Source organism: Micromonospora sp. NPDC048830 (assembly GCF_043198215.1).
In the GTDB taxonomy this organism is placed as follows: domain Bacteria; phylum Actinomycetota; class Actinomycetes; order Mycobacteriales; family Micromonosporaceae; genus Micromonospora.
On record NZ_JBICUP010000051.1, the window covers coordinates 18,366 to 43,515 of the forward strand.

A 25,150-nucleotide genomic window follows, 5' to 3' on the forward strand; every position below is an offset into this window, starting at 1 on the left:
CCGCTCCGGGCCCCGTCCGGGGCCCGGCGCGGCCGCCGGGGCCACGCCCGTCGCTCAGGAGCCGACCAGCGCCGGCTCGCCGGCCTCGACGGCGGGCAGGAAGTCGTCGTAGAACGCCTCCAACTGGTCGAACGACTCGGCGCAGAAGAGCACCGGCTGGAAGTTCTCCACCGTGTAGCTCTGCCGGGCCATCGCGGCGACGTCCAGCGGCCGTACCTCCGCCGCGGTGCGGAACTGCTCCAGCTCGCCGACCGACGACAGCAGGCTGGCGCCGTAGACCCTGGGCTCGCCGTTCTCCCGTACCAGGCCGTACTCGAGGGTGAACCAGAAGACCCGCGAGAGGACCTCGAGGGCCTTCCTGCTGCCCGCGCGGCACGCGGCCCGGCCAACCCGACGGTAGAGCGCCGCCAGGCGGCCGTTCGCCAGCGCGTTGCCGTGCCCGACCACCTCGTGCATCATGTCCGGCTCCGGGGAGAAGTACGGCAGCGAGCAGTGCCGGATGTACTGCGTGGCCTGGAAGCGGCCCTCGGCCAGGGAACCGTAGAAGTCGCGCAGGCCGACGATGCCGGCCGCCGGCGTGAAGTGGAACCCGGTCAGGGCGCGCAGCCGGCCGGAGACCTCCCGCAACTGCGGCAGCCGGTCCGACGGGAGGCCGAGCCGTCGCGATCCGTCGAGGAACTCCGCCGCCGCGTACCGGCGGTGTTTGTCCTGCAGGTCGCCGACGACCTGCCGCCAGAGGTCGACCTCCTCGGCGGTGTAGTCCACCTCGGGCACCGGGTCGCCGGGCCGGTACGTCAGGGCCAGCTCCGCGATCCGTGCCCGGTGCCGCTGGTAGTCGGCGTCGGAGAACCCGGGATGTTCGCGGGCGAACGTCACCGACACGGTCCCGTTCTCCTGCCGGATCACCGGCGAGTAGACGGTGGCTTCCTCGAACATGCTGGCTTCCCTCTCTCACTTGTCGGTCGTGCGTCGGCGCCGGGGTGGCGGAGCGCGATGCGCCCCGATTCGGCACACGCGTCACTGCGTGGACCAATGCGAATGGGTGGCAGGATGAATCAATTGTAGACAGTTTCGCGGCAATTCCCAGCGGTCGAGTCGAAGAATATGGAAAAAGTCGTTCCCGGTGGCATTCGGGCAACGGCAGTAATTGCATTACCTAAATGCGAGTGATTTCGGGGAGGTCCTTGTGGTCAATCGCACTCCGCTGTTCACCGCCGGCGGGACGGACGTCGACCTGGCGGACCCGCACTTCTTCGCCGGGGACCGGTTCCTGGAGGTCACCCGCGAGGCCCGTCGCCGGCACCCCGTCGCCTGGACCAACCCGGAGCGCGACGGCTTCTGGTCGGTCACCGCGTACCGGCCGGGCCGGGAGGTGTTGCGGCGTCCGGACGTCTTCACGTCCACCCGGGGGATGCGGCTGGGCGCCGGTGCCGCCGCGGTGGCCGCCGCCAGCGGACGGATGCTGGTCGTCTCGGACGGCGCCGACCACCAGCGGTTGCGCCCCGCCCACGCCCGGTGGTTCTCCAGCCGCGCGCTCGCGGACCTGGCGCCGGGTCTGCGCGACACCGTCGACCGGCGGCTGCGTGAGCTGGTCGACCGCGGCGAGCCGGTCGACGTCGTGGCCGATCTGGCGCTGCCCGTTCCGTCCTGGGTGCTGTTCCGGATGATGGGCGTGCCCCGGCAGGACTGGGACGAGCTGGCCGCACTGACCGCGACCGGGTTCGACGACACCGATCCCTCACCCGCCGCGGCGGCGGAACGCGCCGCCGCGCACTCGGCGGTCTTCGCCTACTTCTTCGAGCTGCTGGAGCGGCGCCGGGCCGACCCGGGGGACGACATCGTCTCCACGCTGGCCACCGCGGACCATGGCGGCCGCCCGCTGACCGACGAGGAGATCGTCCTCAACTGCGACGGCCTGCTCAACGGCGGCCTGGAGACCACCCCGCACGCGATTTCGGGGGCACTGCTGGCCTTCGCCCGCCATCCCGAGCAGTGGCGGCGGCTGCGGGCGGAGCCGGGACTGCTGGACGCGGCGATCGAGGAGATCCTGCGCTACACCTCCCCGCCGGGGCACGCCATGCGCACCGCGACGAGGGACACGACCCTCGGCGACGCGAGCATCGCCGGGGGCGACCGCGTCGTCGTCTGGCTGCCCTCCTGCAACCGCGACGAGGAGTTGTTCGCCGAGCCGGACCGGTTCCTCGTCGACCGCCGGCCCAACCCGCACGTCGGATTCGGCGGGGGACCGCACTACTGCGTGGGTGCCGCGCTGGCCCGGCTGGAACTGCGCTGCGTGCTGGAGAGCCTGCTCGGCCAGGTGGCCGAGATCCGCGAGGTGGGCGAGCCGGCCCGGCAGGCCTCCAACTTCCTCAACGGGCTGCGCCGGCTCGACGTGGTCCTGGAGCCGGCGCGCACCCCGGCTACGCCGACCGGACCGCTTCGATGACGTGCATCCCGGGCGGCCCGGGCACCGCGTCCCGCAGCTGCCAGCCACCGCGCTCCAGCAGCTCCCGGTACTGCCCGGCGGTGCGCTCGCGGGCGCCCTCGTACAGCAGCATCATTGCGATGTCGGCCCAGGCCTGCGCCGCCGTGGCCGAGCCGTCCTCGGGCAGCACGTCCTCGAAGACGATCAGGCGCGCGCCGGCCCGGGCACCGGCCGCCACCGCGGTCAGGATGCCCACCACGGCCTCGTCGTCCCAGTCGTGCAGCACCCGCGACAACACGTACACGTCGCCGGGGGGCGCCGGGTCGAAGAGGTCCCCGGCGCGTACCTCACACCGGTCCGCCAGGCCCCGCTCGGCGACGGCGGCGCGGGACCGGTCGAGCACCTGCGGCTGGTCCACCAGCACCCCGCGCAGCCGCGGGGCGGTGCCCAGCACCGCGGCCAGCAGGGCGCCCGTGCCACCGCCGAGGTCCACCACGACGCCCTCGGTGGGCCAGTCGACGAGGTCGACGCAGGGCAGCGACAACAGTCGCGCCTGCTCGGCCATGGCCTGGCTGAAGACGGTCTGCCGGTCCGGACGCGCGGCGAGGAACGACCAGAAGTCCTCACCCAGCGCCACCGGCGCGGCCGCCCGTCCGGTACGGAGCGTGTCGGCCGTCCGGTGCGCCACGTCCGACACGCCCAGCGTGGCGAAGGTCGCGGCCAGCGACAGCGGGTGGTCCCGACGCAGCAGCGCGCCGCGATGGGTCAGGGCCACCTCGTCGGTGCCCGGCTCGAACTCGACCAGGTGGTGCCCGGCCAGCAGCCGCAGCACCCGCCGCAACGCGTCGGTGTCGGCGCCGACCGCCGCCGCCACCTCGGCGACCGGCCGCGGGTCGTCGCCGAGCTGGTCCGGCACCCCGAGCCGGGTGACCGCGCACAGGCAGTGGAAGACCAGCCCGCTCTGGTACACGTCGAACAGCGCCGCGATCTCCGCGACCGGTTCCCGCAACATTCCCTCGCCTCCCCGTTCACGATGCCCCCGATGTCGTGGGCAGGCCAGTGCGTGAGCGCCGTGGCTCATCGACAACCCTCAACATACCTATCGGAGGACCGCCATGACGACGCCGTCCAGTGAGGTGCGACTGCCGCTGTCCCACGCCCAGCGGCAGCTGTGGTTCATCGATCAGCTCAGCCCGGGTGAGTCCACCTACAACAGCCCCCTCGTCTATCGGCTGCGCGGACCGGTCGACATCGCCGCGCTCCGTGCGGCGTTGACCCTGCTGGTGCGGCGGCACGACGGGATCCGCACCCGGTTCGCGGTCGGCGACGGCGTGCCGTACCAGGTCATCGGCCCGCCGCCGGAGGACGTCGACCTGGACGTCGTCGACCTGCCGCGCTCCGCCACCGGGAACCGCGACGAGGCGATCGAGGCCGCGCTGCACGCGGAGGTCACCGCGGTCTTCGACCTGCACGTCGGCCCGCTGTACCGGTTCCGGCTGATCAGGGTCGACGCCGCCGACCACATCCTGGTACTGGCCTTCCATCACGTGGTTACGGACGGGTGGTCCACCGGCGTCGTGCAACGTGACCTCTCCGCGCTCTACCGGGCGACCGTCGCGGGCGGCGTGCCGCAACTGCCGCCGCCACGTACCGACTTCGCCAGCTACGTGCGCGAGCATGCCGAGCGACTGACCGACGACGCGCTGGAACAGGGACTCCAGCACTGGGAGCGGGCGCTGCGCGGGCTGCCCACCCTGGAGCTGCCGACCGACCGGCCCCGGCCGCCGGTGCCGAGCCAGCGTGGTGGCACGGTGGTGCGCCACCTCGACGGCGAGCTGCTGGCCGGGCTGCGCCGAGTGGCCGGCGAGGCCGGCGCCTCGCTGTTCATGGTGCTCACCACCGCACTCGCCGCGGTCCTCCACGCCCACTCCGGTCAGGAGGACGTGCCGCTCGGCGTACCCATGCTCGGGCGTGCCGACCCCGACCTGGAGGACACCGTCGGCCTGTTCGTGAACATGGTCGTGCTGCGGCTGGACCTCACCGGCGGGCCCACCGTCGGCGAGCTGCTGGAACGGGTCGTCGACGCCAGTTTCGACCTCTACGACCACGAGGACGTGCCGTTCGAGAAGGTCGTGGAGCGGGTGCGCCCGCTGCGCGACGGCTCCCGCAACCCGCTCTTCCAGGTCATCACCCAACTGCTCGGCGACGGCACCACCGGGGGCGCTCTCGACCTGCCCGGCGTCCACGCCGAGCTGCTCGTGCCGCCGTCCGGCCGCGCCCAGTTCGACCTCTCGCTCGACTTCACGCTCGCCGGCGACCGGCTGTCGCTGCACGTGAACTACGCGACCGACCTGTTCGACCGGTGGCGCATCGAGGCCATGACCGACCACCTCGAGCGGGTGCTGCGGATGCTGCCCGCGCACCTGTCGACCCCGCTGTCCCAGCTGCCGGTGCTGTCCGAGACCGAACAGAAGGCGTTGCTCCGGCTGGGCGACGGCGGCCCCCGCGCCGTCCCCGAGCAGCCGCTGCACGCGCGGATCGCGGCGACCGCCGCGGCGGCCCCGGACGCCGTGGCGGCCGTCTGCCGCGGCGAGCGGTTGACCTACGGTGCGCTCTGCGCGGACGCCGAGCGGCTGGCGCGGCGGCTGCGGGCCCGGGGCGTACGCCACGAGGACGTCGTGGCGCTCGTCCTGGACCGCGGCCTCGACGTCCTGCCCGCCATGCTCGGGGTGCTGCGCGCGGGTGCGGCCTTCGCCCCGCTGGATCCCGGCAACCCGGTCGACCGGCTGTCGTACCTCATCCGCGACGCCGGCGCCCGCGTCGTGCTCACCCGCCGGGCCCTCGCCGGCCACCTGCCGGAACCGGACGGCTGGAGCGTCGTCGTGCTCGACGAGCCGGCCGGCGAGGAACCGGAGGACACGCCGCTGCCGGACCCGACCGGCCGTGACTCCCTGGCGTACCTGCTCTACACCTCCGGCTCCACCGGCCGGCCCAAGGGCGTCCAGGTGGAGCACGGCGCGATGGGCCTGTACGCCGACCGCTACATCGAGCTGGCGGCCCTGCGCCCCGGCGAGCGGGTCCTGCAGTTCGCCGCGCTCACCTTCGACGTGTCCTGCGGGGAGATCTTCTCGGCCCTGCTCGCCGGCGCCACGCTCGTGCTGGTGGCGCCGGAGGAGGGCGCGTCTCCCACGGAGCTGGCGGCGCTCATGCGGCGTGCGGAGGTCACCTCCGCCGCGCTGACACCGACCATGCTGAGCCTGCTGGAGACCGGGCCGTACCCCGCGCTGCGTCGGGTGGTCAGCCTCGGTGAGGCCCTGTCGGCGGAGCTGGCCAACGCCTGGATCCGCCCCGGGCGCACCCTGCTCAACCTCTACGGCCCGACCGAGGTCGCCGTCTGCTGCACCGAGTACGACTGCGGGTCGGGGACGTGGCGGACCCCGCCGCCGATCGGACGGCCGCACCCGGGCCGCCGGCTGTACGTGGTCAACCGCGCCGACCGGCTCGTGCCGCGCGGCGCGCCGGGGGAGCTGCTCATCGGCGGTGCGGGCCTGGCCCGCGGATACCTGAACCGTCCGGAGCTCACCGCCCAGCGGTTCCAGGCCGACCCGTTCCGCGCCGCGGGCCGGGTGTACCGCAGCGGCGACCTCGTGCGGTGGAACGCCGACGGGGATCTGGAGTACCTCGGCCGGATCGACCAGCAGGTGAAGCTGCGCGGCATCCGCGTCGAGCCGGGCGAGATCGAGTCGGCGCTGCTGGCCCACCCGCAGATCCGGCAGGCCGTGGTGGCCGTGCGCCAGGTCGACCAGCGCCTGGTCGGCTACCTCGTCGCCGAGGGCCCGCAGCGGCCGGCGGCCACGCAGCTGCGGGCGTTCCTCGCCGAGACCCTGCCGCAGGCGATGATCCCGTCCGCCTGGGTGTTCCTCGACGAGCTGCCGATGACGTCGTCGCACAAGGTGGACCGCAACGCCCTGCCGGACCCGGCCGACGACGCCGCCACCACGGACCCGGTCGTCCCGCCGGCCACCGCGACCGAGGCGGCTCTGGTCCGGATCTTCGCCGACGTGCTCGGCCGGGCCGACGTCGGCGCCGACGCCAACCTGTTCGACCTCGGCGGCTCGTCGCTGCAGGCGATGCGCGTCATCACCCGGATCACCCGCGACTTCGGCGTCAAGCTGAACCTGCGCCAGCTCTACGGCACCTCGACCGTTCGGGCGATCGCCGAGCGCATCGACGGGGTCACCGCGCCGGTCCGGGCCGCCGTGCCGGAGCCGGACCGGTTCGCGGGCGCGGACGGGAGCCCGTCGTGACGGACGGCTTCGACCCGGTGCTGCCGTTGCGGCCGAGCGGTCCCCGGGTGCCGCTGTTCTGCGCGCCACCGGTCTCGGGGTCGCCCTACGGCTACCGGGCGCTGGTGCCCCTGTTGCACCCCGAGCAGCCGGTCTACGCCCTCGAGGCGCCGGGCTTCAACAACGAGGAGAGCCCGCTGGACTCCGTGCCGGCGCACTCGGCGCGGTACCTGGCCGCGATACACCGGCATCACGGGGACCGTGCCGTCGCGCTGCTGGGCTGGTCGATGGGCGCCGTCGTCGCGTACGACCTGGCCCGCCGCCTCGTCGCCGCGGGGGTCGCCGTCCCGAGGCTGGTCCTCGTCGACGCGCCGGCGCCCGGCGCGCTCACCGTCCCGTCCGACGGGACCGCGGCGCGCTGGCTGGTGCACGACCTCGTCGAGCTCGGCGGCATCCCGGCCGAGCCGGTCCGGGCGGCCCTGGCGGCGGTTCCCGATCACGCCGGCGTCGATGACGTCTTCGCCGCCGTGGTCCGCGCCCGGGTGCTGCCGCAGGAGTGCGACGTCGAGTTCCTGTACGGGCGGTACCGTCCCTTCCTCGCCCACCTACGGGCCCTCGGCTCGTACCGGCCGGCCGGCCGGTACGCGGGGCCGACGACGCTCGTCCGGGCGACCGGATCGTCGGTGGACGCCGCCGGGTGGCGGGAGATCGTCATTGGCCTCGACGAATGCACAATCTCGGGCAATCACTATACGATCTGGCATGGTGACGCTCTGGCGGCACTGGGTGCTCTGGTCCGGCGTGGACTCGATGGCGGCCACCAGGCCACCGCCGAGTGATGCAACCCTTCGAGAGGAGCTTCCCCCGTATGCGGTCCCCCCTCTGGAGCCGGATCACGGTCCTGGCGGCCCTGGCCCTGTCGGCCTTCGTGTTCAACACCACCGAGAACCTCCCGATCGGCCTGCTGAGCCTCATCTCCGAGGACCTGGACGTCTCCCTGCCGTCCGCGGGCTTCCTCGTCACCGGCTACGGCCTGACCGTCGCCGTGCTCTCCCTGCCCCTGGCCCACGTGACGCGGCGCGTGCCACGTCGGCATGTCCTCAGTTGGCTGCTCGCGCTCCTGGTGGTCAGCACGCTCGCCTCGGTGATGATCCGGTCGTACCCGGTGCTCTTCGGCGCCCGGGTGGTCACCGCGATCGCGCAGGCGCTGTTCTGGGCCGTCCTCGGCCCCACCGCCGTCGGGCTGTTCTCCCCGGAGCGCCGCGGCCGCGTCATCGCGGTGATGTCGGTCTTCGGGTCGCTGGCGACGGTCCTGGGCGTTCCCGCCGGCACCTGGCTCGGCCAGCACAGCCGCTGGCAGGTGCCGTTCTTCGCGCTCACCGCACTCGGCCTGGTGGCCCTGGTCGTCATCGCGGTGCTGCTGCCGACCACCCGGCCCGAGGAGAGCCACGGCGCCTTCGGCTCCCACCCGGACGGGCGCCGGTTCGCCATCGTCATCGCCACCACCGCCCTGTCGGTGACGGGCATGTTCGCCGGCTTCACCTACATCACGGACTTCCTCACCAAGCTGACCGAGTTCTCCGAGCAGAGCGTCGGCGCGCTGCTGTTCGTCTTCGGCGCGGCGGGCACCGCGGGTGTGGTGGCGGTCGGGCCGCTGCTGGACCGGATGCCGCGGGGATCGCTGCTCCTGACGGTCGGGGTGCAGGCGGTGGCGCTGCTCGGCCTCGGCGCCCTGGCCGGCAACCAGGTGGCGGTCGTGATCCTGCTGGGCGTGCTCGGCTGCTCCGCCGCGCCGGTCTTCATGGCGACGCAGGCGCGGATCCTGCGGGTGGCACCCGGCCGTACCGAGATCGGGTTCGCGGCCAACTCGGCCGCGTTCAACGTCGGCGTGGCGCTCGGCGCCCTGATCGGCGGCGTGCTGCTGTCGGCGTTCGACGCGCGGGCCGGTTTCCTGGTGGGTGCGGCGCTGACCGCGGCCTCGGTGCTGCTGCTGCTCGTGGACCCGCTGTTGCCGACGGTCGAGCGGCCGGCGGGCGAGGACGATCCGGTCCCCGCCACGGCGGCGGCCGACTGACCCGCCGCCCGTCCTCGCCGGGCACCGCCGCCACGGCCGGTTGGCGGTCGCCGCGACTTCGGCGCGACGTCGGTCGCCGCGCCGCCGGTCATCGACCCGGGACGGTTGGCGGGTGTGGGCTGTGCGACGTCCGCCGGTAATTGGCGGCGGAATGTCGGTGCCGGTGGTTACGCTGCGCGCGGGTGTCGCCTCCGCAGGCGGCGTCTCCCGAACCGGGTGGGTGCGGCGCGCCGCAACCGCCCGCCTCTCGCAGGCCCAACCGATCCCAGGAGACTTCTTTCGTGACCCAGCAACCTGCCGCGACAGCGGACAAGCTCGACGCCGCGGTCCTCAAGGTGGCGGGGGTGGTCGTCCTCGGCGCCATCATGTCGATCCTCGACGTGACGGTGGTGAGTGTCGCGCTGCCGACGTTCCAGGCCGAGTTCGACGCGTCCTACGCCCGGGTCGCGTGGACGATGACGGCCTACACCCTCGCGCTCGCCACGGTGATTCCGCTCAGCGGGTGGGCCGCCGACCGGTTCGGCACGAAGCGCCTCTACATGGTCGCGCTCGCGCTGTTCACGATCGGGTCCGGCCTGTGCGCCACCGCCGACACGATCGGGCAGTTGATCACCTACCGCGTCCTGCAGGGCCTCGGCGGCGGCATGCTCCTGCCCCTGGGCACGACGATCATGACCCGGGCGGCCGGGCCGAACCGGATCGGTCGCCTGATGGCCGTCCTCGGCATCCCGATGCTGCTCGGGCCGATCGGCGGCCCGATCCTCGGCGGCTGGCTGATCGACACGGCGAGCTGGCACTGGATCTTCCTGATCAACCTGCCCATCGGCGCCGTGACGCTCGTCTACGCCCAGCTGGCCCTGCCGAAGGACAACCCTGAGCCGTCGGAGTCGTTCGACTTCCTCGGCATGCTGATGCTGTCGCCGGGTCTCGCCCTGTTCCTCTACGGCGTCTCCTCGCTGCCCGAGGCCGGCACCTTCGCCGACAGGCAGGTCTGGGCGCCCGCGCTCGTCGGCGCCGCGCTCCTGGTCGGGTTCGTCGCCTATTCCTTCAAGCCCCGGCACCCCCTGCTCGACCTGCGGCTGTTCGCCAACCGCAACCTCACCGTCGCGACGGTGACCCTGTTCGTGTTCATCATCGCGTTCATGGGCGCCGGGCTGCTCTTCCCCGCCTACTTCCTCCAGGTGCGCGGCGAGTCGACGCTGGCCGCGGGCCTGCTCATCGCGCCGCAGGGCATCGGCGCGATGCTCACCATGCCGCTCGCCGGGACGCTCGCCGACCGGGTGCCCGTCGGTCGCACCGTGCCGTTCGCCCTGGTGCTCATTCTCCTCGGGTTCTTCGCCTTCACCCAGGTCGACGCGGGCACCTCGTACTGGCTGCTGTGCGGTTCGCTGTTCGTCATGGGCCTGGGCATGGGTGCCGCCATGATGCCGCTGATGACCGCGGCGCTGAAGACCCTGCACCCCCAGGAGGTGGCCCGCGGCTCCACGCTGGTCAACATCCTCCAGCAGATCGGCGGTTCCGTCGGCGCCGCGCTGATGTCGGTGATCCTCACCAACGAGCTGAACGGTTCCCAGCCGATCCCCGGCGCGACGGACCCGAGCGGAGAGCCGATCACCCAGGCCGGTCTGGCCATTGCCGCCCAGCAGCAGCCGGAGTTGCTCCAGCAGTTCCCGGTCCCGCCGTCGCTCATCGAGCGGGGGCTCGACTTCGCCGCCGGCTCGTACGCCACCACGTTCTGGATCGCGTTCGCCCTCGTAGCGGTCACGTTCGTCCCGGCCGCCTTCCTGTCCCGCCGGAACGAGCCGTCACACCTGCCCGACGACCCGCAGGCGGAGCAGGGGAAGAGCCCCATCCTCATCCACTGACGCGCCGCCGGGCGATGTCCCGGCGGCACCGCACCGGCCGGCCGGACCTTCACGGGTCGGCCGGTGCGCCCGCCGCTGGCCGGTCGGTGGGCTCGGCGGAGGGACCGGCCGGGCGCTCCGCCGTGGAACCCGCGGCCGTCGCCCGAGGAGGCCCGATGCCGTCGCTGTCCGTATCGCCGCTGTTCGCCGCGCTGGAGCAGGCCCGCGCCGAAGCGACCGTCCCGGCCCGCGCGGGCCGGGACGGTCACCGGTCAGAAGGTGGCGACGTTGAGCAGCTTCTCCTGGACCCCGTCCGGGTCGCCGGCGGGCCAGCTGTAGGCGGTGGTACCGGCCGCCTGGAGGGCGGACTTGACCGCACCCGGGGTGGCGGTGGGGTGGGTGGCCTTGTAGAGGGCGGCGCCACCGGCCACGTGCGGGCTGGCCATCGACGTGCCCGAGATGGTGCTGTAACCGCCACCCTTCCAGGTGGAGTAGATGCAGACGCCGGGCGCGATCAGGTCGACGTCGGCCCCGAAGTTCGAGAAGTCGGCGATCGTGTCGTCCACGTCGCTGCCGCAGGTGGCCGCCGCGCCGCCGCCGGGGAGGCCGTTGAAGTCGGCGAGCGCGCTGACGGTGATCACCTCGTCGTACGCGGCAGGCACATGGTTCGCCGCGTTGTCGGTCTCGTTGCCGGCCGCGACGACGTACGTCACGCCGGCGGCGACCGACCGGCAGATCGCCTCGTGCATCGCGTCCCTGTTGCTGCCGCAGGCGCTGTCGGAGCCGGAGCCGCCGAGGCTCATGTTGGCGACCTCGATCTCGCTGGCATGGGCGGTGACGTAGTCGATGCCGCAGATGATGTCGGAGTACCTGCCGTTGCCGACGTTGTTCAGCACCCGGACGGGCCAGACCCGGGCGCCCGGAGCCACGCCGACGGCGCCGACGTTGTTGTCGAGCGCGCCGATCGTCCCGGCCACGTGGGAGCCGTGCCCGTTGCCGTCGTTGGCGCTGGCGCCCGTGGAGCAGTTCTTGGCGCCGGCCCCGTAGACGTTCAGGTCCGGGTGGGTGAGGTCGATGCCGGTGTCGATCACCGCCACGTCGACGTCGACCCGCTCGTCCACACCGTTGATCTTCGCGGTCGGGCTGAGCTCGGCATCGGCCCGGTCGATGCCGGTGGGAGTCGTCTGGGCGGCGACCGTCGCGACCCCGTCGGGCTGTACGAACAGCACCCGCGGGTCGCGCGCGACCCGCGCCGCGGCGGCGGCGCTCATCCGGGCCGAGTAGCCGCGGAGGGCGTGCTGGTAGACGTGGCCGAGGGCGGCGCCGTTGGCCCGCGAGTGCTCGGCGGCGACCGACGGGGAGTCGGCGTCCGAGCGCAGTACGACGATGTAACCGGTGGTCTCGGCGCCGGAGGCGGCGGTGGCGCCTGTCGCGCCGGCCGCCGTGGCGGCGACGACGGCGCCGGTCAGCAGCGCGACGCCCAGTGTCTTGCGCATGGGTTTTCCTCTCGACATGCGGTGGGGCGGTAGGCCCCACACAGAGGTTGTTCCACCGGAGCGACGCGCACCAGATGCGACCGGTATCTGTTATCAAAAACGTATCGATATGTCCGAACTGGAGCACGACACTGGGCTCGACGTCGAAGACGTCGAGCATCAGGGCCTCTGAGTGCGATAGCGACGGGCGCGGCCGTGGCGTTTCACCACCGAATCCTGGGCGCCAGGGCTCGACAGCCACCCCGGCGACAGGCGTGGGCGGACGCGCCTATCGGCGCTCACCACCACCGGACCGCCCGGGGCGGGCGCGGGCCACCCACCATCCGAGCAGGACGACGAGCACCGAGACGCCTAGCTTGATCGACAGGCTCCAGATCAGCGCGGTGGAGCCGTGGCGGGCCAGGTCCGACCACACGACGCCGCCCAGGGCGAGCAGGACGACGAGCGCCGCCGCGGCCAGCCGCAGGCCGACCGGTCTCGCCTGGGGCGAGAGCAGGGCGGCGGACGAGAACCCGGCCAGCAGCAGGAGGACCGCGAGGAGGGTCAGCGCGACCGGAACCCCGGGCACCAGAAGGGTGACGGCGAGCAGGGCACCGCCGGCTGCGACGGCGATGTCGACGGCATGCCTGCCCACCGCGCTGCGGCGGGTGAGCAGGGACACCATCGCCCAGACGGTGAGGGCGTAGCCGCGGAAGGCGGAGAGGACCACGGCCAGCGGCCTGACGGGAACGGCAGCACCGGCGACGTTGGCGAGGACGGTGGTGGCGTGCGAGACGGTTCGGGCGAAGGTGTCACTGCCGACGTCGCCCTCGACGCGTTCCCGGCCGATCTTCGCGGCCTCGTCCCAGCACCGCCACAGGTCCTGCGCCGGCATGCTCCGCCCGTTGCGCCACGCGGCGTCGACGGACGCCAGCCACGTCGTGCTCGGCACGCCGCGGTCGTCCCCTTCGGCGCGTACCGCCTCGGCGAGGCTGCGCAGGTCCTCCCGCAGGACGGCGGTCTGGATCGGACGGGCGATGGCGAGGGTGCAGGCGTCCAGCGCCGGTGCGTCCGTGCCGGCGACCAGCAGCAGCACCTCACGTTCGCACGCCGCCCGGTCCTGGGCCCACTGCGCGGCGAGCCATTCCCGGTCCGGCGACCGGTCGGGGACCGCGCACCTCTCGAACGCCTCCAATAGCCGGGCGACCGCCTCGGAGCGTGCCGACCGGGGACCCGCGGGAGGCGCCGAGTCGGGCGTGAGCAGGCACTGCCGTAACCGCTCCGGAGCCAGCAGGAGCCGGACGAGCTGTGCGACCCCGTCCATCCGGCCGTGCAGCCAGTCGTTGACCCGCCATGAGCCGCGGTAGAAGGCCCCGAAGTGGTGCAGCTGGACGCCGGTCAACCGATCCGGGTGAAGTGACGAGACCTTGACCAGTTCCACCTCCTGCTCCGGCTCGTGGCTGGCACCGGTGAACGCCAGCTGCGCCACCTCCAGGCGCAGCATGTTCCGTAGCACCGTCTCGTCGCTGAGGGCCTCGGCGAGGGCGGGGCCGGCATCGGCCGTGGCCACCGGGTCGGGGCCGCTCGCGGGTGCGACGGACGGCGTTGGCAGGAGGAACCGGTGGAGCGCGGCGAGCCGGTCGGCCCACTCGCGATCCGGATCGACCACATCGTTTCCGGCGGCGCTCACCGTCCGCACCACGGGGGCGACCTCGCGGAGGTTCCGGGCCAGGTCGAGGGCCTGCCGGTACAGGCGGGTGCGTCGTCCGCCCTCGCCGGCGGCCGCGGCGTCCCACGCCGCCAACGCGGCCTGTAGCCACCGTTCGAGTTCGTGCGGGTTCTCCGCCGGCTGATTCGCCGAGCCGCGGCGTACCGGCATCGGGCCGATGCCGTACCGCGCCGGCCCGCTCGGTGCCGTCGACCAGTAGCGGTTGAGGTCCTCCCGGCCGGCGTGGATCTCCTTCAGCGTGCCGGCCACCTTCTCGCGGCACCGCACGACGGCCGCCCGCTCGGGCGAGCCGAGGTGCGCCAGCCACACCGCCCGCTTGAGCAGGTCGATCGTCATGTCGGCCAGGCGTTGGACCGTGGTCTGCCCCCAGTCCCAGGACTCGTCGGCGCACTCCAGCGCCGTGGTGAGGGAGCCCGTCGGGATGAAGGACATCCTCTGCCGTCGAAGCGCGGCGAGCAGTTCCTGCTCGCTCCACCGCTCGGCGGGCCGGCCGCGCTGCCCCGCCACCAGCAGCGGGGCCACGGTGCGGGCCGCATTCTCGACCCGGACCTCCAGGTACGCCGGCCACGCCCCTTCCGACAGCCGGTCGGCCAACCCGACCATGGCGGTGGCGAACCTGTCGCGGGCCCGGCGCCGCACCCGCACGTCACCGTTGCGGCTCCGGATCTCGGTGAGTTCGCGGGAGACGGAGTCCGTCGCGCGCAGCCGGGTCAGGACCCCGAGCAGCACCTCGCGGGCGGACGGCAGCTCCGGCCCGGGTGGGGCGGCGTCGGCGTGCGGTACGGCCGCCCAGTCGACCGCGGGGGAGGGGCGAGCCTGCTCGCCCGGGTCCGGCGCGACGTACGCGAGAACCCGGCGCACCTGGAAGCCGGCGGTCTGCCGGTACACCGCCTCCAGGGCGGGGCGGATCGGCTTGTTGAGGAGCACGCCGCCGTCCACCACGTACTGCGTCTCGCGGAAGTTGGCCCGGCCGGCTGCCGAGTCCCATCGCAGGTCCCCGCCCGGATCGCCGGGGCCGACGCGGACGAGGTGCGGCTCGAACGCGCCGGGGAACGAGGACGTGCAGCGTGCCGCGGCGGCCAGCTCGTCGAGCACCGCGTCGCCGGCCAGGTCGCCGCTGACCGGCCGGCCGTCGGGGTAGCCGGCTCGGAGGTTGGCAAACCGGAAGGTGGCGTCGTGGTCGGTCTCGGTGATCGCCACGCCCAGGTCGTCCGTGAACGCCGTGCAGCGGCCCCGCCAGAGTGTTCCGGTGAGCACCAGCTCGACCGGCAGTGGTTCGTCCGTCGGGCCTCCGGGGGGCGTGGCACGCGAGACGATGCTCTCCAGCGCCTCCCGCACCCTGGGCAGGAAGTAGTCGTCGCCCCTGAGCAGCGACTTCGGGTTCGCTGTCAACGGATGGCGCAGCAACCGGTCCAGACTGCCGTGTTCACGCCACAGGTCCCGCATGGCGGACAGGTCACCGCCTCTGGCGAGGCCGAGCGCCAGGAAAGCGCCGTTGAGTCCGCCGGCGGACGTCCCGGCGATGACGTCGATGCGGACGTCAGCCTGGAGCAGATCCAGCAGCGCCGTCCAGGTGGATTCCTGCCTCGTGCGGGCCGTGGCCAACCGGAAGAGCTCAAGAGTGACCCCGCTGATCCACACCGCGAGACTGACCCCACCGGTCATGACCACAGCGAGTCGGATGTCCTGTCGGTCGGCGTCCTCGGGCGGGTTCTGCGGACGCGACGGTTGATCTCGAATTGTCTCCGCCACGTCGACCTCGCATCACGGTACGTCTTCTCCGCAGCAGCATTGTCAACCGGCGGCGCCGACGGCGGGACGGGTTCGGCAAAATTCCGGCACGGTACGCGGGAGGGAAGTCGACGTGACCGCCGACTGTCCCCGTTCGTGCGCCCTGGTCGGGGTGCTGCCGGTCTCTCGGCAGATGAGCGCCGAGAGTGTTCCCGGACGCCGGCACACCGTTTCGCAGATCCTGCGGCACCGACCGGTCCGTCCCCGGTGCCAGGGCGCGCGAGGAGAAAATGATTCGCACGGCGCGGTCGGGTCGTCCGTGCGGGCCGCGCCGGCACAGTTGTCGATCAAGAACACCCGGGGCGCGGAAGAATGGAGGTGCCGTGGCTGAAGGGCTGGATCCGCCGCCGAGTCAGCCGAGCGATCCACCGCCGGCTCCGCCCGATGATCGAACCGGGGGTGCACCAAAAAAGCCCGTCGGTACCAGGGACGGCGTTCAGAAGACCCGGGCGGTGACGGGGCTGCTGGTGGTGGTCCTGGGAGACGCGGCCATCGTTGCGGCCTCGATCATCGGCTTGGTCAGTCTGGATTCGAACACCGCGGACTCTCAGACCGTCGCGATACTGACCAGCGCCTTCACCGCCATCACCTCCATCACGACCGCCTATTTCGGCATCCGGGCCGCCACGAACACGGCGCAGAGCTCGATCTCCGCAAGGCAGGACTGATCGAATGGGAGCGCCCGCCGGGCCGGGGAAGACCGGCCCGGCGGGCGCCGTCGCCACGGCAGGACCGGCCGGGGGTGCCCTCCCACCGGGCCACGGTCACCCGGCCGCCTTCCCGCGCGGCCCCAGACGGTGGCCCGCCAGGTCTTGGCCGTGACCGCCTGGGTGACCAGGGCGGATCGGGAACATCGGCTCGACCGGTTGCCTACTCGCGGCCGTGGCGGTAGGCAGTAGGTCCACCCATGTCGATCCGGGGAGACCACGTGAGACCTCGTACCCTCATCACCGCCACGATCGCGCTGGCCACGGTCGTGGCCGGGACCGCCGTACCCGGGCAGGCGGCGAAGCCGGCCGAGCCGCCGAAGGAACCGGCGGCGGTCGGGTACGGGGGAGCGGTCGCCACGGTGGACGCCACGGCGACGGCGGTCGGGCTGGCGGTGCTGCGCCGCGGCGGCAACGCGGTCGACGCGGCGATCGCCGCGGCGGCCGCGCTCGGCGTCACCGAACCCTTCTCGGCCGGCATCGGCGGTGGAGGCTTCCTCCTCTACTACGACGCCGGGACCGGGCGGGTGCACACCATCGACGGCCGCGAGTCGGCTCCGGCGTCGATGACCGAGACCAGCTTCGTCGACCCGGCCACCGGCCAGCCGTACCGGTTCGACGAGGCCCGGATCAGCGGGCTGTCGGTCGGCGTCCCCGGCACGCTGCTCACCTGGCAGGACGCCCTGGACCGCTGGGGCACGCGGTCGCTGGCGCAGCTGCTCGAGCCGGCCGCGCGGGTCGCCGAGGACGGCTTCACCGTCGACGAGACCTTCGCCGGCCAGATCGCCGCTAACCAGGCCGCCTTCGGGCAGTTCAGCTCGACCAGCGCGCTGTACCTGCCCGGCGGCCGGCCGCCCGCGGTCGGCAGCACCTTCCGCAACCCCGACCTGGCCGAGACGTACCGGCTGATCGCCAGGCAGGGCACCGACGTGTTCTACCGGGGTGAGGTCGGTAGCGACCTGGTCGCCACCGTGCAGCACCCGCCGGTCGCGGCGCAGCCGATCGGGTCCTGGCCGTACCCGGTCCGCCCGGCCGGGATGACCTCCGCGGACCTCGCCGGCTACCGCACCCGCTTCCCCGAGCCGACCAGGTCGGACTACCGGGGCCTCGAGGTGTACGGCATGTCCACCCCGTCGAGCGGCGGCACCGCGGTGGGCGAGGCGCTCGACATCCTCGAGCAGTTCGACCTGCGCTCGATGAGCGCGACCCAGGCGATGCACCACTACCTGGAGGCCAGCGCGCTGGCGTTCGCCGACCGCAACCGGTACGTCGGCGACCACACCCCGCGGGCCGTGCTCCACGAACTGCTCAGCGACGCGTACGCCAAGGAACGCGCCTGCCTGATCGACGCCTCGGCGGCGCTGCCCAAGCCGGTCGCGCCCGGCGTGCCCGACGGCGCCTACGGCGGCTGCTCGGCGGCGCCGGCCGCCGACGTCCGCGACGACCGCAGGAGCACCACCAACCTGACCGTGGCCGACCGGTGGGGCAACGTGGTGGAGTACACGCTGACCATCGAGGCGACCGGCGGCAACGGGATGGTCGTACCCGGTCGGGGGTTCCTGCTCAACAACGAGCTGACCGACTTCAACTTCGCGCCGACCCAGGGCGCCGCGCCCGACCCGAACCTGCCGGCGCCGGGCAAGCGCCCGCGCAGTTCCATGTCGCCCACGATCGTGCTGGCCGACGGACGGCCGTTCCTGGCCGTCGGCACGCCCGGCGGCGCGACCATCATCACCACGGTCCTGCAGCTGCTGGTCAACCGGATCGACCTGGGGATGACCCTGCGGCAGGCGCTGGCGGCGCCGCGGGCGTCGCAGCGCAACGGCGCCAGCACCCAGGCCGAGCCGGCGTTCGTCGCCGAGTACGCCGGTGGCCTTCCCCCGGGGCACGCCTTCTCCTCGACCGCCGAGATCGGCGCCGCGACGGGTATCGAGTTCCTGGACGACGGCCGGCTGCTCGCCGCGGCCGAGCCGGTACGCCGGGGCGGCGGTGCGGCGGCCGTGGTCGGCCGGTGGGCGCGCCCCTGACGACGGGTACCGCGGCGACGGCTCGGGCCAGCTGAGCCGTCGCCGCTCAGCGCGGCCCGGGCCGCCGTCGCTGGTGCGTCCGCTGTCGCGGGGTCCCGTCCCCCGCCGCCGGTCGGGGGCGTTCCACCCGGGTCGGATCGCCGCGGACGAGCTCGTCGTGGATCCGCCACTGGTCCCGGGTGACGGCGCGCCGCGCCGCCTCGTCGCCGCGCTCGATGCGCTGCCGCAGCAGCTGTACGGCGATGCGCCGGTTGAGGCTGAACTGCCGTTCGGTGTCGACCACCACGACGATGCCCGAAGGGCGGTGGACCGCCCGTACCGCCGTGCTGGCCTTGTTCCGGTGCTGCCCGCCGGGGCCGCCGGTACGGCAGCCGACGATCTCGACGTCCGCCTCCGCGAACGCCGTGGCGGGGACGTCGGTCCGACACGGTCGGCTGACGACGTACCAGTTCTTGCGGCCGGTGCTCGCGCGGTAGGGACTGGGGGCCTGCCAGCACAGGGTTCCGGTCCAGGAGGCGGCGAACGCTTCCGCGTCGGCGCCGGAGACCCGCACCAGCGCTGATCGGTAGGTGTCGGGCCGGTCACCGGGCACGGTCTGCACCCGCCGGGTCGTCAGACCCTGCCGGGCGGCGTCGGCCTCCAGCCGGCACAGCAGCCGAGCCAGCGCCCAGGCGCACTCCCGTGGGCCGCGCCCGGCGGACATGAGCAGGTGCACGCTCATCGCCGGCCCCGCCGGCGGCCGTCGTTCCGGCGCTCGGGCCGGGGGCCCGCTGCGACGTCGGGCGTCTTGTAGGTGACCAGGGGGACCGTGGCGGCCACGGGGGTGGCCAGGTCGTGGTCGACGAGGTCGCGGATCACCTGCTCGATGCGCTTGTACGCCGTGGGTGCCTCCTCGAAGAGCAGCTGACGGTCGCCGCACACCACCAGCGAGCCCACCGGGGTGCGGCGCAGTTCCTCGACGGTGTGCTTGGCCCGGCCCCGTCGCAGGGCGTCGGCGCGGGACATCTTGCGGCCCGCGCCGTGCGCCACCGAGTGGTTGGCCTCCGGGCCGGCGTGGGCGGCCACGAGGTAGGAACGGGTGCCGCGCGTCCCGGCGACGAGCACGTCGCGGCCGTCGCCCGGCGCCGCGCCCTTGCGGTGCAGGTAGCCCCCGTCGCGGACCTCGACCAGGTTGTGGCACTGGTCCACGACCGGTTCGGTGGGCTCGCTGCCCAGGGCGTGGGCGACCCGGGCGGCCAGCAGCCGCCGGTTGAGCGAACCCCAGCGTACGGCCGCGTCGTGCATGGCCAGATAGGCGGCGGGATCAGGGGTGGGGCCCGCACCGTGGACCTCGGTGTGCGCCCGCAGGATCCGCTCGCCGAGCCCTCGCGAACCGCTGTGCACGACGAGCACGAGGTCGCCGGGGTCGAGCCCGAGACGGCTCGCGTGACCCGACTCGAGGACGGTGTCGATCCGCGCCAGCTCGACGAAGTGGTTGCCCCGGCCGACCGTCCCGAGGCCCTCGACGTGACCCGCGGGAACGTCACCGTCCACGACGGCCCAGGCCGGGTCGTCGCCGTACCGCTCCGGGTCGAGCGGGCGGTCGAGGTCGGGGAACCGGGCGGCGAGTCTCTCCGGTACGGCGCGTTTGAGCTTGACCGGGAACACGGCGATCCCGCAACCGATGTCGGAGCCCACCAGGAACGGGTACAACACGGTCGACGCCATCGCGGCGCCGATGGGGGCGCCCTTGCCCGGGTGCAGGTCCGGCATGCCGGCGACGTGGATCATGCCGTCGAGGGCGGCCACCTGCTGGCACTGCGCGAGGGCCTCGGACTCGATCCAGCTGGTGGGGGAGGCGAACACGGTGACGGTGGCCGGGGTGGACCTGGGCAGGGGTTCCCGCCGGAAGTGGTGCTGAGACAAAGACGCTCGCTTCTCGGTGAAAGGTGTGGACAGGCGGCACTACGGCGCCGGCTGGCGCCGCGGGCCTCGGGAACGGAGGGGGAAGCTGTCCTCAGAACGTCATGGGCACCACTGTCCGGGAGGGAACCCCCCGCAGCAAGCGAGTTTCGGCCGGCGGTGCGGGGAGGGGGCCGGCCGGCCCAGGGGCTCCTCAGGCGCCGCGGGCGAACAGGGCCAGGCGCACCCGGTTGGGGCTCCCGGTCTTGGTCATCAGGCTGGTGATGTGGGTCTTGACCGTGGTGACGCCGATGTGCAGCCGCTCCGCGATCTCCGTGTTGGACAGGCCCTCGGCGACCAGGTCCAGCACGTCCTGCTCGCGGGCGGTCAGTTCCGCCACCGGCCGGGGCGTCCCGGCGCGGGCGTGCACCGCGCGCTGGACCAGGCGCCGCAGCACCTCCTGGCTGAACGGGCTCTCGCCGGCGGCGGCCCGGCGGACGCCGTCCAGCAGGTCGGCGGGCGGTGCGTCCTTGAGCAGGAATCCGCAGGCACCGGCGGTCAGAGCCGGGTAGAGGTGGTCGTCGTCGCCGAACGTGGTCAGCACCAGCACCCGGATGGCGGGACGGTCGGCGAGGATCCGGGTGGTCGCGGTGATCCCGTCGACGCCCGGCATGCGCAGGTCCATGACGACGACGTCGGGGACGAGCCGCGCGGCGAGGGTGACCGCGTCGCGGCCGTTGTCGGCCTCGCCGACGACCTCGATGTCGGGCTGGGCGTCGCACAGCATGCGCAGGCCCGCACGGATGAGGTGCTGGTCGTCGACCAGCAGGACGCGGATCACGCCGGCTCCGCCGTGCGCGGCCCGACGGGGGCCTCGCGTTCCCGCGGTGCCGACGGGGCCGGCGCGACGGCGGGGGACGGGGGAGGAGGCACCGCGGCCGGCAGGACGGTACGCACCCGCCAGCCCCTGCCCGTCGGGCCGGCCTCCAGTCGACCGCCGAGAACCTCGACGCGCTCGCGCATGCCGGTGATGCCGTGGCCGCCACCGGAGGGCACGGCCGCGGGCAGCCACCCGCCCCCGTCGTCCGACACCTCCCAGTGGACGGCGCCGTCGGCGACGCCGACCGAGAGGCGGGCCAGCGCGGACGTGCCGGCGTGCTTGGCCACGTTGGTCAGCGCCTCCTGGGTGAGCCGCAACACCGCCAGGCCCCGGACCGCGTCGAGCGAACCGATCGCCGGGTCGATGTCGGCCTCCACGACGACGCCGGCCTGCCGGGCCCGGTCGACCGCCGCGCCGAGTGCCGCCGGCAGCGCCGACGGCTCGATCGCGGTCAGCGCTGCGTCGCCGCGTACCCCCTCGGGGTTGCGCAGCACCTCGACCAGCCGGCGCAGGTCGGCCAGGGCAGCGCTCCCCGTGGCGTGCACGTCGTCGAACACCTCACCTACCCGCGGATCCAGGTCGGTCAGCACGTGCCGGGCCACGCCGACCCGCAGCACCATCGACGCCACGTGGTGCGCGACCACGTCGTGCAACTCCCGGGCGATGGCGCTGCGCTCGTCGGCGCGCGCCGCGCGGCTGTCCGACTCGCGCCGGCGCTGCTCCGCCTCCGCCCGATCCTGCGCCTGCCGGGCGAGTTCCCGGGTGGTCCGGATGACCAGGCCGAGCAGCAGCGGGACGCCGACCTCCACCAGCAGCCCGAACACCCCGGAGAGGACCCGCCGGAACGGGTCGCCGATCGAGTTGGTCAGGTCGACGGCGGCCAGCAGCCCGGCGGCCAGCCAGATGGTCCGTGGCCGACGCGCCCGCATGGTCAGCTCCAGCAGCGCCCAACTGGCGCCCACCTGGTTGATCGTGACGTCGTCGACCAGCGGGATCGCGACCGCCAGCAGCGCGGCCTGGGCCAGCAGGTTGACCAGCGGCCGGCGGTGCAACACCAGCGCGACGGCGAACGCGATCACCGCGAGGACCCACTGGGCGGCCGTCGGCGCCCCGGTCACCGGGGCGCCGAACAGCAGGTATCCGATGCCGCTGAGGTCCAGCAGCACCATCCGCACGAGGGTGTCCCGCGCGCCGAACAGTCGTGCCACCCAGCCCACCAGGTCAGCCTAGGCGCTGCGGCTCGGACGGACGAACACCCGCCGGCCGGGCCCACCTCGTCCGGGCGGCCAGGTAGGCGGCCAGGCCGAGCGGCCCGAGCAGGATCGTCAGCACCAGCACGGGCGCCATGACCAGCGCCGGCACCCACCGTTCCCGGCTGTCGAGCCACGCCCACCGGCCGACGAACAGGTCGAACGCGATCATGTGCGCCCAGGCCGCCGCCGCGCCGTCGGCGGTGCGCAGCAGGTCGCGTACGCCGTCCAGGGTGGGGGAGGTCACGGCCGGCAGTACCTCCCCGAGCGCCGGGAGCACCAGGATCGCGTAGATCGCCAGGACCGGGGCCACGATCAGCGGCGACCGGACGACCCGGGCGGTCACCGACCAGCGTGGCAGCAGGATCATCAGGGCCCAGAACGGCGCGGCCGTCGCGAACGTCAGCGTGAACAGCGTGCCGGTCATGCCGCGAGCGCCATCTCCGAGCGGCGCCGCCGGGTCACGACGAGGCCGGCGGCGGTCGCGGTCGCGACCACGAGGGCCGCCACGGCGGCCAGGGTGAGCGCGTCCGGCCGCAGCAGCGGCTGCCCGCGCAGCGCCTGCCAGGTGAGCAGCAGCGTGAACGCGCCGTACGCGCCGCCCGCGACGACCAGCAGCCGCGCCTGGGTGAGCTCGTCCAGTCGCCTGCCGAGGAACCGGCGCAGCAGGATCGCCAGGATCGGCAGCGCCTGCAGCGCGTGCAGCCCCACGAAGTGCCCGATCCGCAGGTCCCCGCCGGTGGTGCTCCAGCCGACCAGCGGCAGCCCCGGCCCGCCGTCCGGCACGCCCACGCTGTGCGCCCCCGAGATTCCCTCGACGTCCGACTGCTGGCTGGGCATCGTCATCGGCACCGCCACCAGCATGCCGAGCAGCGTCAGGCCGAGCCCCAGCGCCACCGCGTACCGGGCGGCCCGGTCGGCGATGCGCTGGCGCAGCACCACGATCCCGAGGACGAGGTGCGCGGCGAACAGCACCATGATCGCGGCACCCATCAACGCGAACAGGGCGCCGTTCAGCGGGGTGGTGGCGTTGAAGTGGCTGGTGGTGCCGCGCAGCACCTGCCCGACGATGATCACCATTTCGAGCACCGCCACGGCGACGATGACGGTGGCGGCCCGCTCCGCGACCCGGCTACGCCTCGGCAGCAGGGAGAGCATCCAGGCCAGGGTGACGCTGTACGCCACGAACGACAGGGAGAACTTCAGCGGCTTGAGCCAGATCGGCACACCGGTGAGGACCCGCGGGTCGGCGACGATGCCGACCGCGGAGACGACGGCGAGCACCGCCATCGCCGAGACGAAGACCATCAGTGGGCGGTGCCAGTGAGCCGCCCGGCGCAGCGTGATTGTCATACCTGCAGATGCTGCTGCGCCGGCCCGTGGACTTCGCCCGACCTGAAGCCCCGGTTGCGGCCGACGGTCGGAGCGCCGCCTCCTACCGTGGTAGGAGACGGGAGGCTCAGTCGAGGGTGGACTCGCCGCCCGGGTAGGCGAACGACGAACGCGGTGCGTAGAAGCCCCACACGACCTGCAACGGCTCGGCCGGGCGCAGCGCGTACACCGGATGGTCGGGGGCCAGGAACTCCAGCGACTCGACCTCGAAGGGATCGACCGGCTCCGCCACGAACGGGTAGTTGCCGCTGAGCAACCTGCCGTCCAGCCTGGTCAGGTAGCGCAGTTGCCCCCGGTTCGCCGCGTCGCCGGTGCGGCCGACGCGGGCCGTGGTCCTGATCACGGGTACGCCGTCCGCCTCGGTGGTGGCGACCAGCCGGTGACCGGTCACCTCGATGGTGGTGGTACCCACGGTGGCCGGCACACCCCGCGCGAGGGCGTACTCGCGGACCACCGGACTCGAGTTGAAGTAGTGCGTCCACCAGCGGCCCGGGGTGACCCCGTCGGGGGCGTCGACCCCGGACAGGTCCGGCCCGATGTAGGTGAGGGAGTAGGCGCCGAAGCCGGACGTCTGCCCCGCGTCGTCGACGACGTACTGGTTCATGAAGACCTGGCGGTTCGGCGTCGGCTCGAGCCCCTCGGGCACCAGGGCGGCCACGGCGTCGGGATCGGCCGGCAACCAGCCGAAGTAGATCATCCTGCTGTTCACGACGAGCTGCGGAGCAACGAGTTCGGTCACGAGGGGAGCCCTTCCACGCGGCATCGATCTGTGGTCGCGACGCTACGGACGGGCCGGCTGGGGGACAACGACGGATTGGCGACATGCGAGCGGCCCGCCGCCACCTCCCCGCAGATGCGACCCGGCCCCGAGCCGACGTGCCAGCGCGCCCGCGCGAACGGAGCAGCCGCGGGAACAGGTGCGTCCCCGCGGCTGCTCCGTCGGTGCTCAGTCGTTCGCGGTGTCCCAGCCGTAGTCGGGCAGGTCGAAGAAGTCGTCGCCGTCTACCCGGTCGACGGTGCCGTCGGCCAGGCCGCCGATCAGGGCCTCGACGCCGGTCTGCACGCTCTCCACGAGCATGCCGTGCTGCTTCTGGCCCAGGTCGTCCTGCTGGCCGCGCACCTCGAACAGCACCGTGCCGGTGCCGTTGAGGGCGAACGCCGAGCGGCCCTGGCCCGCGTACTCCCGGGCGGGTGGAAGTACCGGCCGACGGCGGCGAGCTTCGACTGGCTGCCGTACTTCGCGATCATGCCGTTGGCGACGGTGAGGGCTTGACATCCTCCCCGCCCTAAAGGACAAGGCCGTGAAGTTAAGGCGTTGGGCCTGATGTCAAGGGCTGCCTGAGCATGATGGAGGGTGCCGGTAGAGAGGCAGCGGGACTCCGGTAGAAC

20 protein-coding genes are annotated in these 25,150 nt (G+C 73.3%); 8 read left to right on the plus strand and 12 right to left on the minus strand.

Going from position 1 to position 25,150, the window contains the following annotated elements; translation table 11 throughout:
• Window positions 1-54 precede the first annotated feature (54 nt).
• Complete coding sequence (locus ACGFIZ_RS29410; protein WP_393424950.1) at window positions 55-936, minus strand: phenylalanine 4-monooxygenase; 882 nt, start codon at window positions 934-936, stop codon at window positions 55-57.
• A 250-nt stretch (window positions 937-1,186) separates the two neighbouring features.
• On the opposite strand from ACGFIZ_RS29410, the gene ACGFIZ_RS29415 reads away from it, so the two are divergent.
• Window positions 1,187-2,446, plus strand: a complete 1,260-nt coding sequence (locus ACGFIZ_RS29415; protein ID WP_393424953.1) for a cytochrome P450 — start codon at window positions 1,187-1,189, stop codon at window positions 2,444-2,446.
• On the opposite strand, the gene ACGFIZ_RS29420 is transcribed toward ACGFIZ_RS29415, so the two are convergent.
• Window positions 2,421-3,437, minus strand: a complete 1,017-nt coding sequence (locus tag ACGFIZ_RS29420) for a methyltransferase (RefSeq protein ID WP_393424956.1) — start codon at window positions 3,435-3,437, stop codon at window positions 2,421-2,423. The two genes, ACGFIZ_RS29415 and ACGFIZ_RS29420, sit on opposite strands and share 26 nt — an antisense overlap.
• 103 nt (window positions 3,438-3,540) lie before the next feature.
• On the opposite strand from ACGFIZ_RS29420, the gene ACGFIZ_RS29425 reads away from it, so the two are divergent.
• The 4 genes from ACGFIZ_RS29425 to ACGFIZ_RS29440 all read left to right on the plus strand — a co-directional run bounded on the left by ACGFIZ_RS29425 (window position 3,541) and on the right by ACGFIZ_RS29440 (window position 10,650).
• Window positions 3,541-6,732 carry an amino acid adenylation domain-containing protein gene (locus ACGFIZ_RS29425; protein ID WP_393424959.1) on the plus strand — a complete coding sequence of 1,064 codons (3,192 nt, stop codon included), beginning with the start codon at window positions 3,541-3,543 and terminating at the stop codon, window positions 6,730-6,732.
• Window positions 6,729-7,550, plus strand: coding sequence for an alpha/beta fold hydrolase (locus ACGFIZ_RS29430; protein WP_393424962.1), 822 nt, complete (start codon window positions 6,729-6,731; stop codon window positions 7,548-7,550). The genes ACGFIZ_RS29425 and ACGFIZ_RS29430 overlap by 4 nt, the downstream gene beginning before the upstream one ends.
• 29 nt (window positions 7,551-7,579) lie before the next feature.
• Window positions 7,580-8,785, plus strand: a complete 1,206-nt coding sequence (locus ACGFIZ_RS29435; protein ID WP_393424965.1) for an MFS transporter — start codon at window positions 7,580-7,582, stop codon at window positions 8,783-8,785.
• 281 nt (window positions 8,786-9,066) lie between these two features.
• Window positions 9,067-10,650 (plus strand): DHA2 family efflux MFS transporter permease subunit, encoded by a 1,584-nt coding sequence (locus ACGFIZ_RS29440; protein ID WP_393424968.1) that lies wholly within the window; start codon window positions 9,067-9,069, stop codon window positions 10,648-10,650.
• 251 nt (window positions 10,651-10,901) lie between these two features.
• Here the strand turns inward: ACGFIZ_RS29440 and ACGFIZ_RS29445 are convergent, their stop codons facing one another.
• Together ACGFIZ_RS29445 and ACGFIZ_RS29450 are read right to left on the minus strand one after the other, a co-directional pair.
• Window positions 10,902-12,125, minus strand: a complete 1,224-nt coding sequence (locus ACGFIZ_RS29445) for a S8 family serine peptidase (protein WP_393424971.1) — start codon at window positions 12,123-12,125, stop codon at window positions 10,902-10,904.
• 268 nt (window positions 12,126-12,393) lie between these two features.
• Window positions 12,394-15,585: a patatin-like protein gene (locus tag ACGFIZ_RS29450; RefSeq protein WP_393424974.1), complete on the minus strand. Its 3,192-nt coding sequence runs from the start codon at window positions 15,583-15,585 to the stop codon at window positions 12,394-12,396.
• Window positions 15,586-15,947: 362 nt separating this feature from the next.
• Here ACGFIZ_RS29450 and ACGFIZ_RS29455 point away from each other — a divergent pair, with 362 nt between their 5' ends.
• Together ACGFIZ_RS29455 and ggt are read left to right on the plus strand one after the other, a co-directional pair.
• Window positions 15,948-16,292: a hypothetical protein gene (locus ACGFIZ_RS29455; RefSeq protein WP_393424977.1), complete on the plus strand. Its 345-nt coding sequence runs from the start codon at window positions 15,948-15,950 to the stop codon at window positions 16,290-16,292.
• 260 nt (window positions 16,293-16,552) lie between these two features.
• Window positions 16,553-18,358, plus strand: coding sequence for a gamma-glutamyltransferase (gene ggt, locus ACGFIZ_RS29460; protein ID WP_393424980.1), 1,806 nt, complete (start codon window positions 16,553-16,555; stop codon window positions 18,356-18,358).
• Window positions 18,359-18,404: 46 nt separating this feature from the next.
• On the opposite strand, the gene prfH is transcribed toward ggt, so the two are convergent.
• The 8 genes from prfH to ACGFIZ_RS29500 all read right to left on the minus strand — a co-directional run bounded on the left by prfH (window position 18,405) and on the right by ACGFIZ_RS29500 (window position 24,839).
• Entirely contained in the window at window positions 18,405-19,079 is a 675-nt protein-coding gene (prfH, locus tag ACGFIZ_RS29465) for a peptide chain release factor H (RefSeq protein ID WP_393424983.1), read from the minus strand.
• Window positions 19,076-20,263, minus strand: a complete 1,188-nt coding sequence (locus tag ACGFIZ_RS29470; protein ID WP_393424986.1) for an RNA ligase RtcB family protein — start codon at window positions 20,261-20,263, stop codon at window positions 19,076-19,078. The genes prfH and ACGFIZ_RS29470 overlap by 4 nt, the downstream gene beginning before the upstream one ends.
• Window positions 20,264-20,453: 190 nt before the next feature.
• Window positions 20,454-21,080, minus strand: coding sequence for a response regulator (locus ACGFIZ_RS29475; protein ID WP_393424989.1), 627 nt, complete (start codon window positions 21,078-21,080; stop codon window positions 20,454-20,456).
• The gene (locus ACGFIZ_RS29480) at window positions 21,077-22,336 is read right to left on the minus strand and encodes a sensor histidine kinase (protein ID WP_393424992.1); all 1,260 of its coding nucleotides are present in this window, start codon (window positions 22,334-22,336) and stop codon (window positions 21,077-21,079) included. Before ACGFIZ_RS29480 ends, ACGFIZ_RS29475 begins: the two co-directional genes overlap by 4 nt.
• Window positions 22,337-22,340: 4 nt before the next feature.
• Complete coding sequence (locus tag ACGFIZ_RS29485) at window positions 22,341-22,796, minus strand: ABA4-like family protein (RefSeq protein ID WP_393424995.1); 456 nt, start codon at window positions 22,794-22,796, stop codon at window positions 22,341-22,343.
• Complete coding sequence (locus ACGFIZ_RS29490; protein WP_393424998.1) at window positions 22,793-23,722, minus strand: hypothetical protein; 930 nt, start codon at window positions 23,720-23,722, stop codon at window positions 22,793-22,795. The genes ACGFIZ_RS29485 and ACGFIZ_RS29490 overlap by 4 nt, the downstream gene beginning before the upstream one ends.
• A gap of 106 nt (window positions 23,723-23,828) precedes the next feature.
• Entirely contained in the window at window positions 23,829-24,500 is a 672-nt protein-coding gene (locus tag ACGFIZ_RS29495) for a hypothetical protein (protein WP_393425001.1), read from the minus strand.
• Between the two features lie 207 nt (window positions 24,501-24,707).
• Window positions 24,708-24,839, minus strand: a complete 132-nt coding sequence (locus ACGFIZ_RS29500) for a hypothetical protein (RefSeq protein WP_393425004.1) — start codon at window positions 24,837-24,839, stop codon at window positions 24,708-24,710.
• A 3-nt stretch (window positions 24,840-24,842) separates the two neighbouring features.
• Here ACGFIZ_RS29500 and ACGFIZ_RS29505 point away from each other — a divergent pair, with 3 nt between their 5' ends.
• Entirely contained in the window at window positions 24,843-25,034 is a 192-nt protein-coding gene (locus tag ACGFIZ_RS29505; protein WP_393425007.1) for a hypothetical protein, read from the plus strand.
• Window positions 25,035-25,150 lie beyond the last annotated feature (116 nt).

Bases quoted from the DNA above. Each gene is read 5' to 3' on its own strand.
- ACGFIZ_RS29420 (WP_393424956.1), bottom strand. From the start codon at position 3,437: ATGTTGCGGGAACCGGTCGCGGAGATCGCGGCGCTGTTCGACGTGTAC.
- ACGFIZ_RS29425 (WP_393424959.1), top strand. From the start codon at position 3,541: ATGACGACGCCGTCCAGTGAGGTGCGACTGCCGCTGTCCCACGCCCAG.
- ACGFIZ_RS29445 (WP_393424971.1), bottom strand. From the start codon at position 12,125: ATGCGCAAGACACTGGGCGTCGCGCTGCTGACCGGCGCCGTCGTCGCC.
- ACGFIZ_RS29500 (WP_393425004.1), bottom strand. From the start codon at position 24,839: ATGCTCGTGGAGAGCGTGCAGACCGGCGTCGAGGCCCTGATCGGCGGC.
- ACGFIZ_RS29410 (WP_393424950.1), bottom strand. From the start codon at position 936: ATGTTCGAGGAAGCCACCGTCTACTCGCCGGTGATCCGGCAGGAGAAC.
- ACGFIZ_RS29490 (WP_393424998.1), bottom strand. From the start codon at position 23,722: ATGACAATCACGCTGCGCCGGGCGGCTCACTGGCACCGCCCACTGATG.
- ACGFIZ_RS29435 (WP_393424965.1), top strand. From the start codon at position 7,580: ATGCGGTCCCCCCTCTGGAGCCGGATCACGGTCCTGGCGGCCCTGGCC.
- ACGFIZ_RS29485 (WP_393424995.1), bottom strand. From the start codon at position 22,796: ATGACCGGCACGCTGTTCACGCTGACGTTCGCGACGGCCGCGCCGTTC.
- prfH (WP_393424983.1), bottom strand. From the start codon at position 19,079: ATGAGCGTGCACCTGCTCATGTCCGCCGGGCGCGGCCCACGGGAGTGC.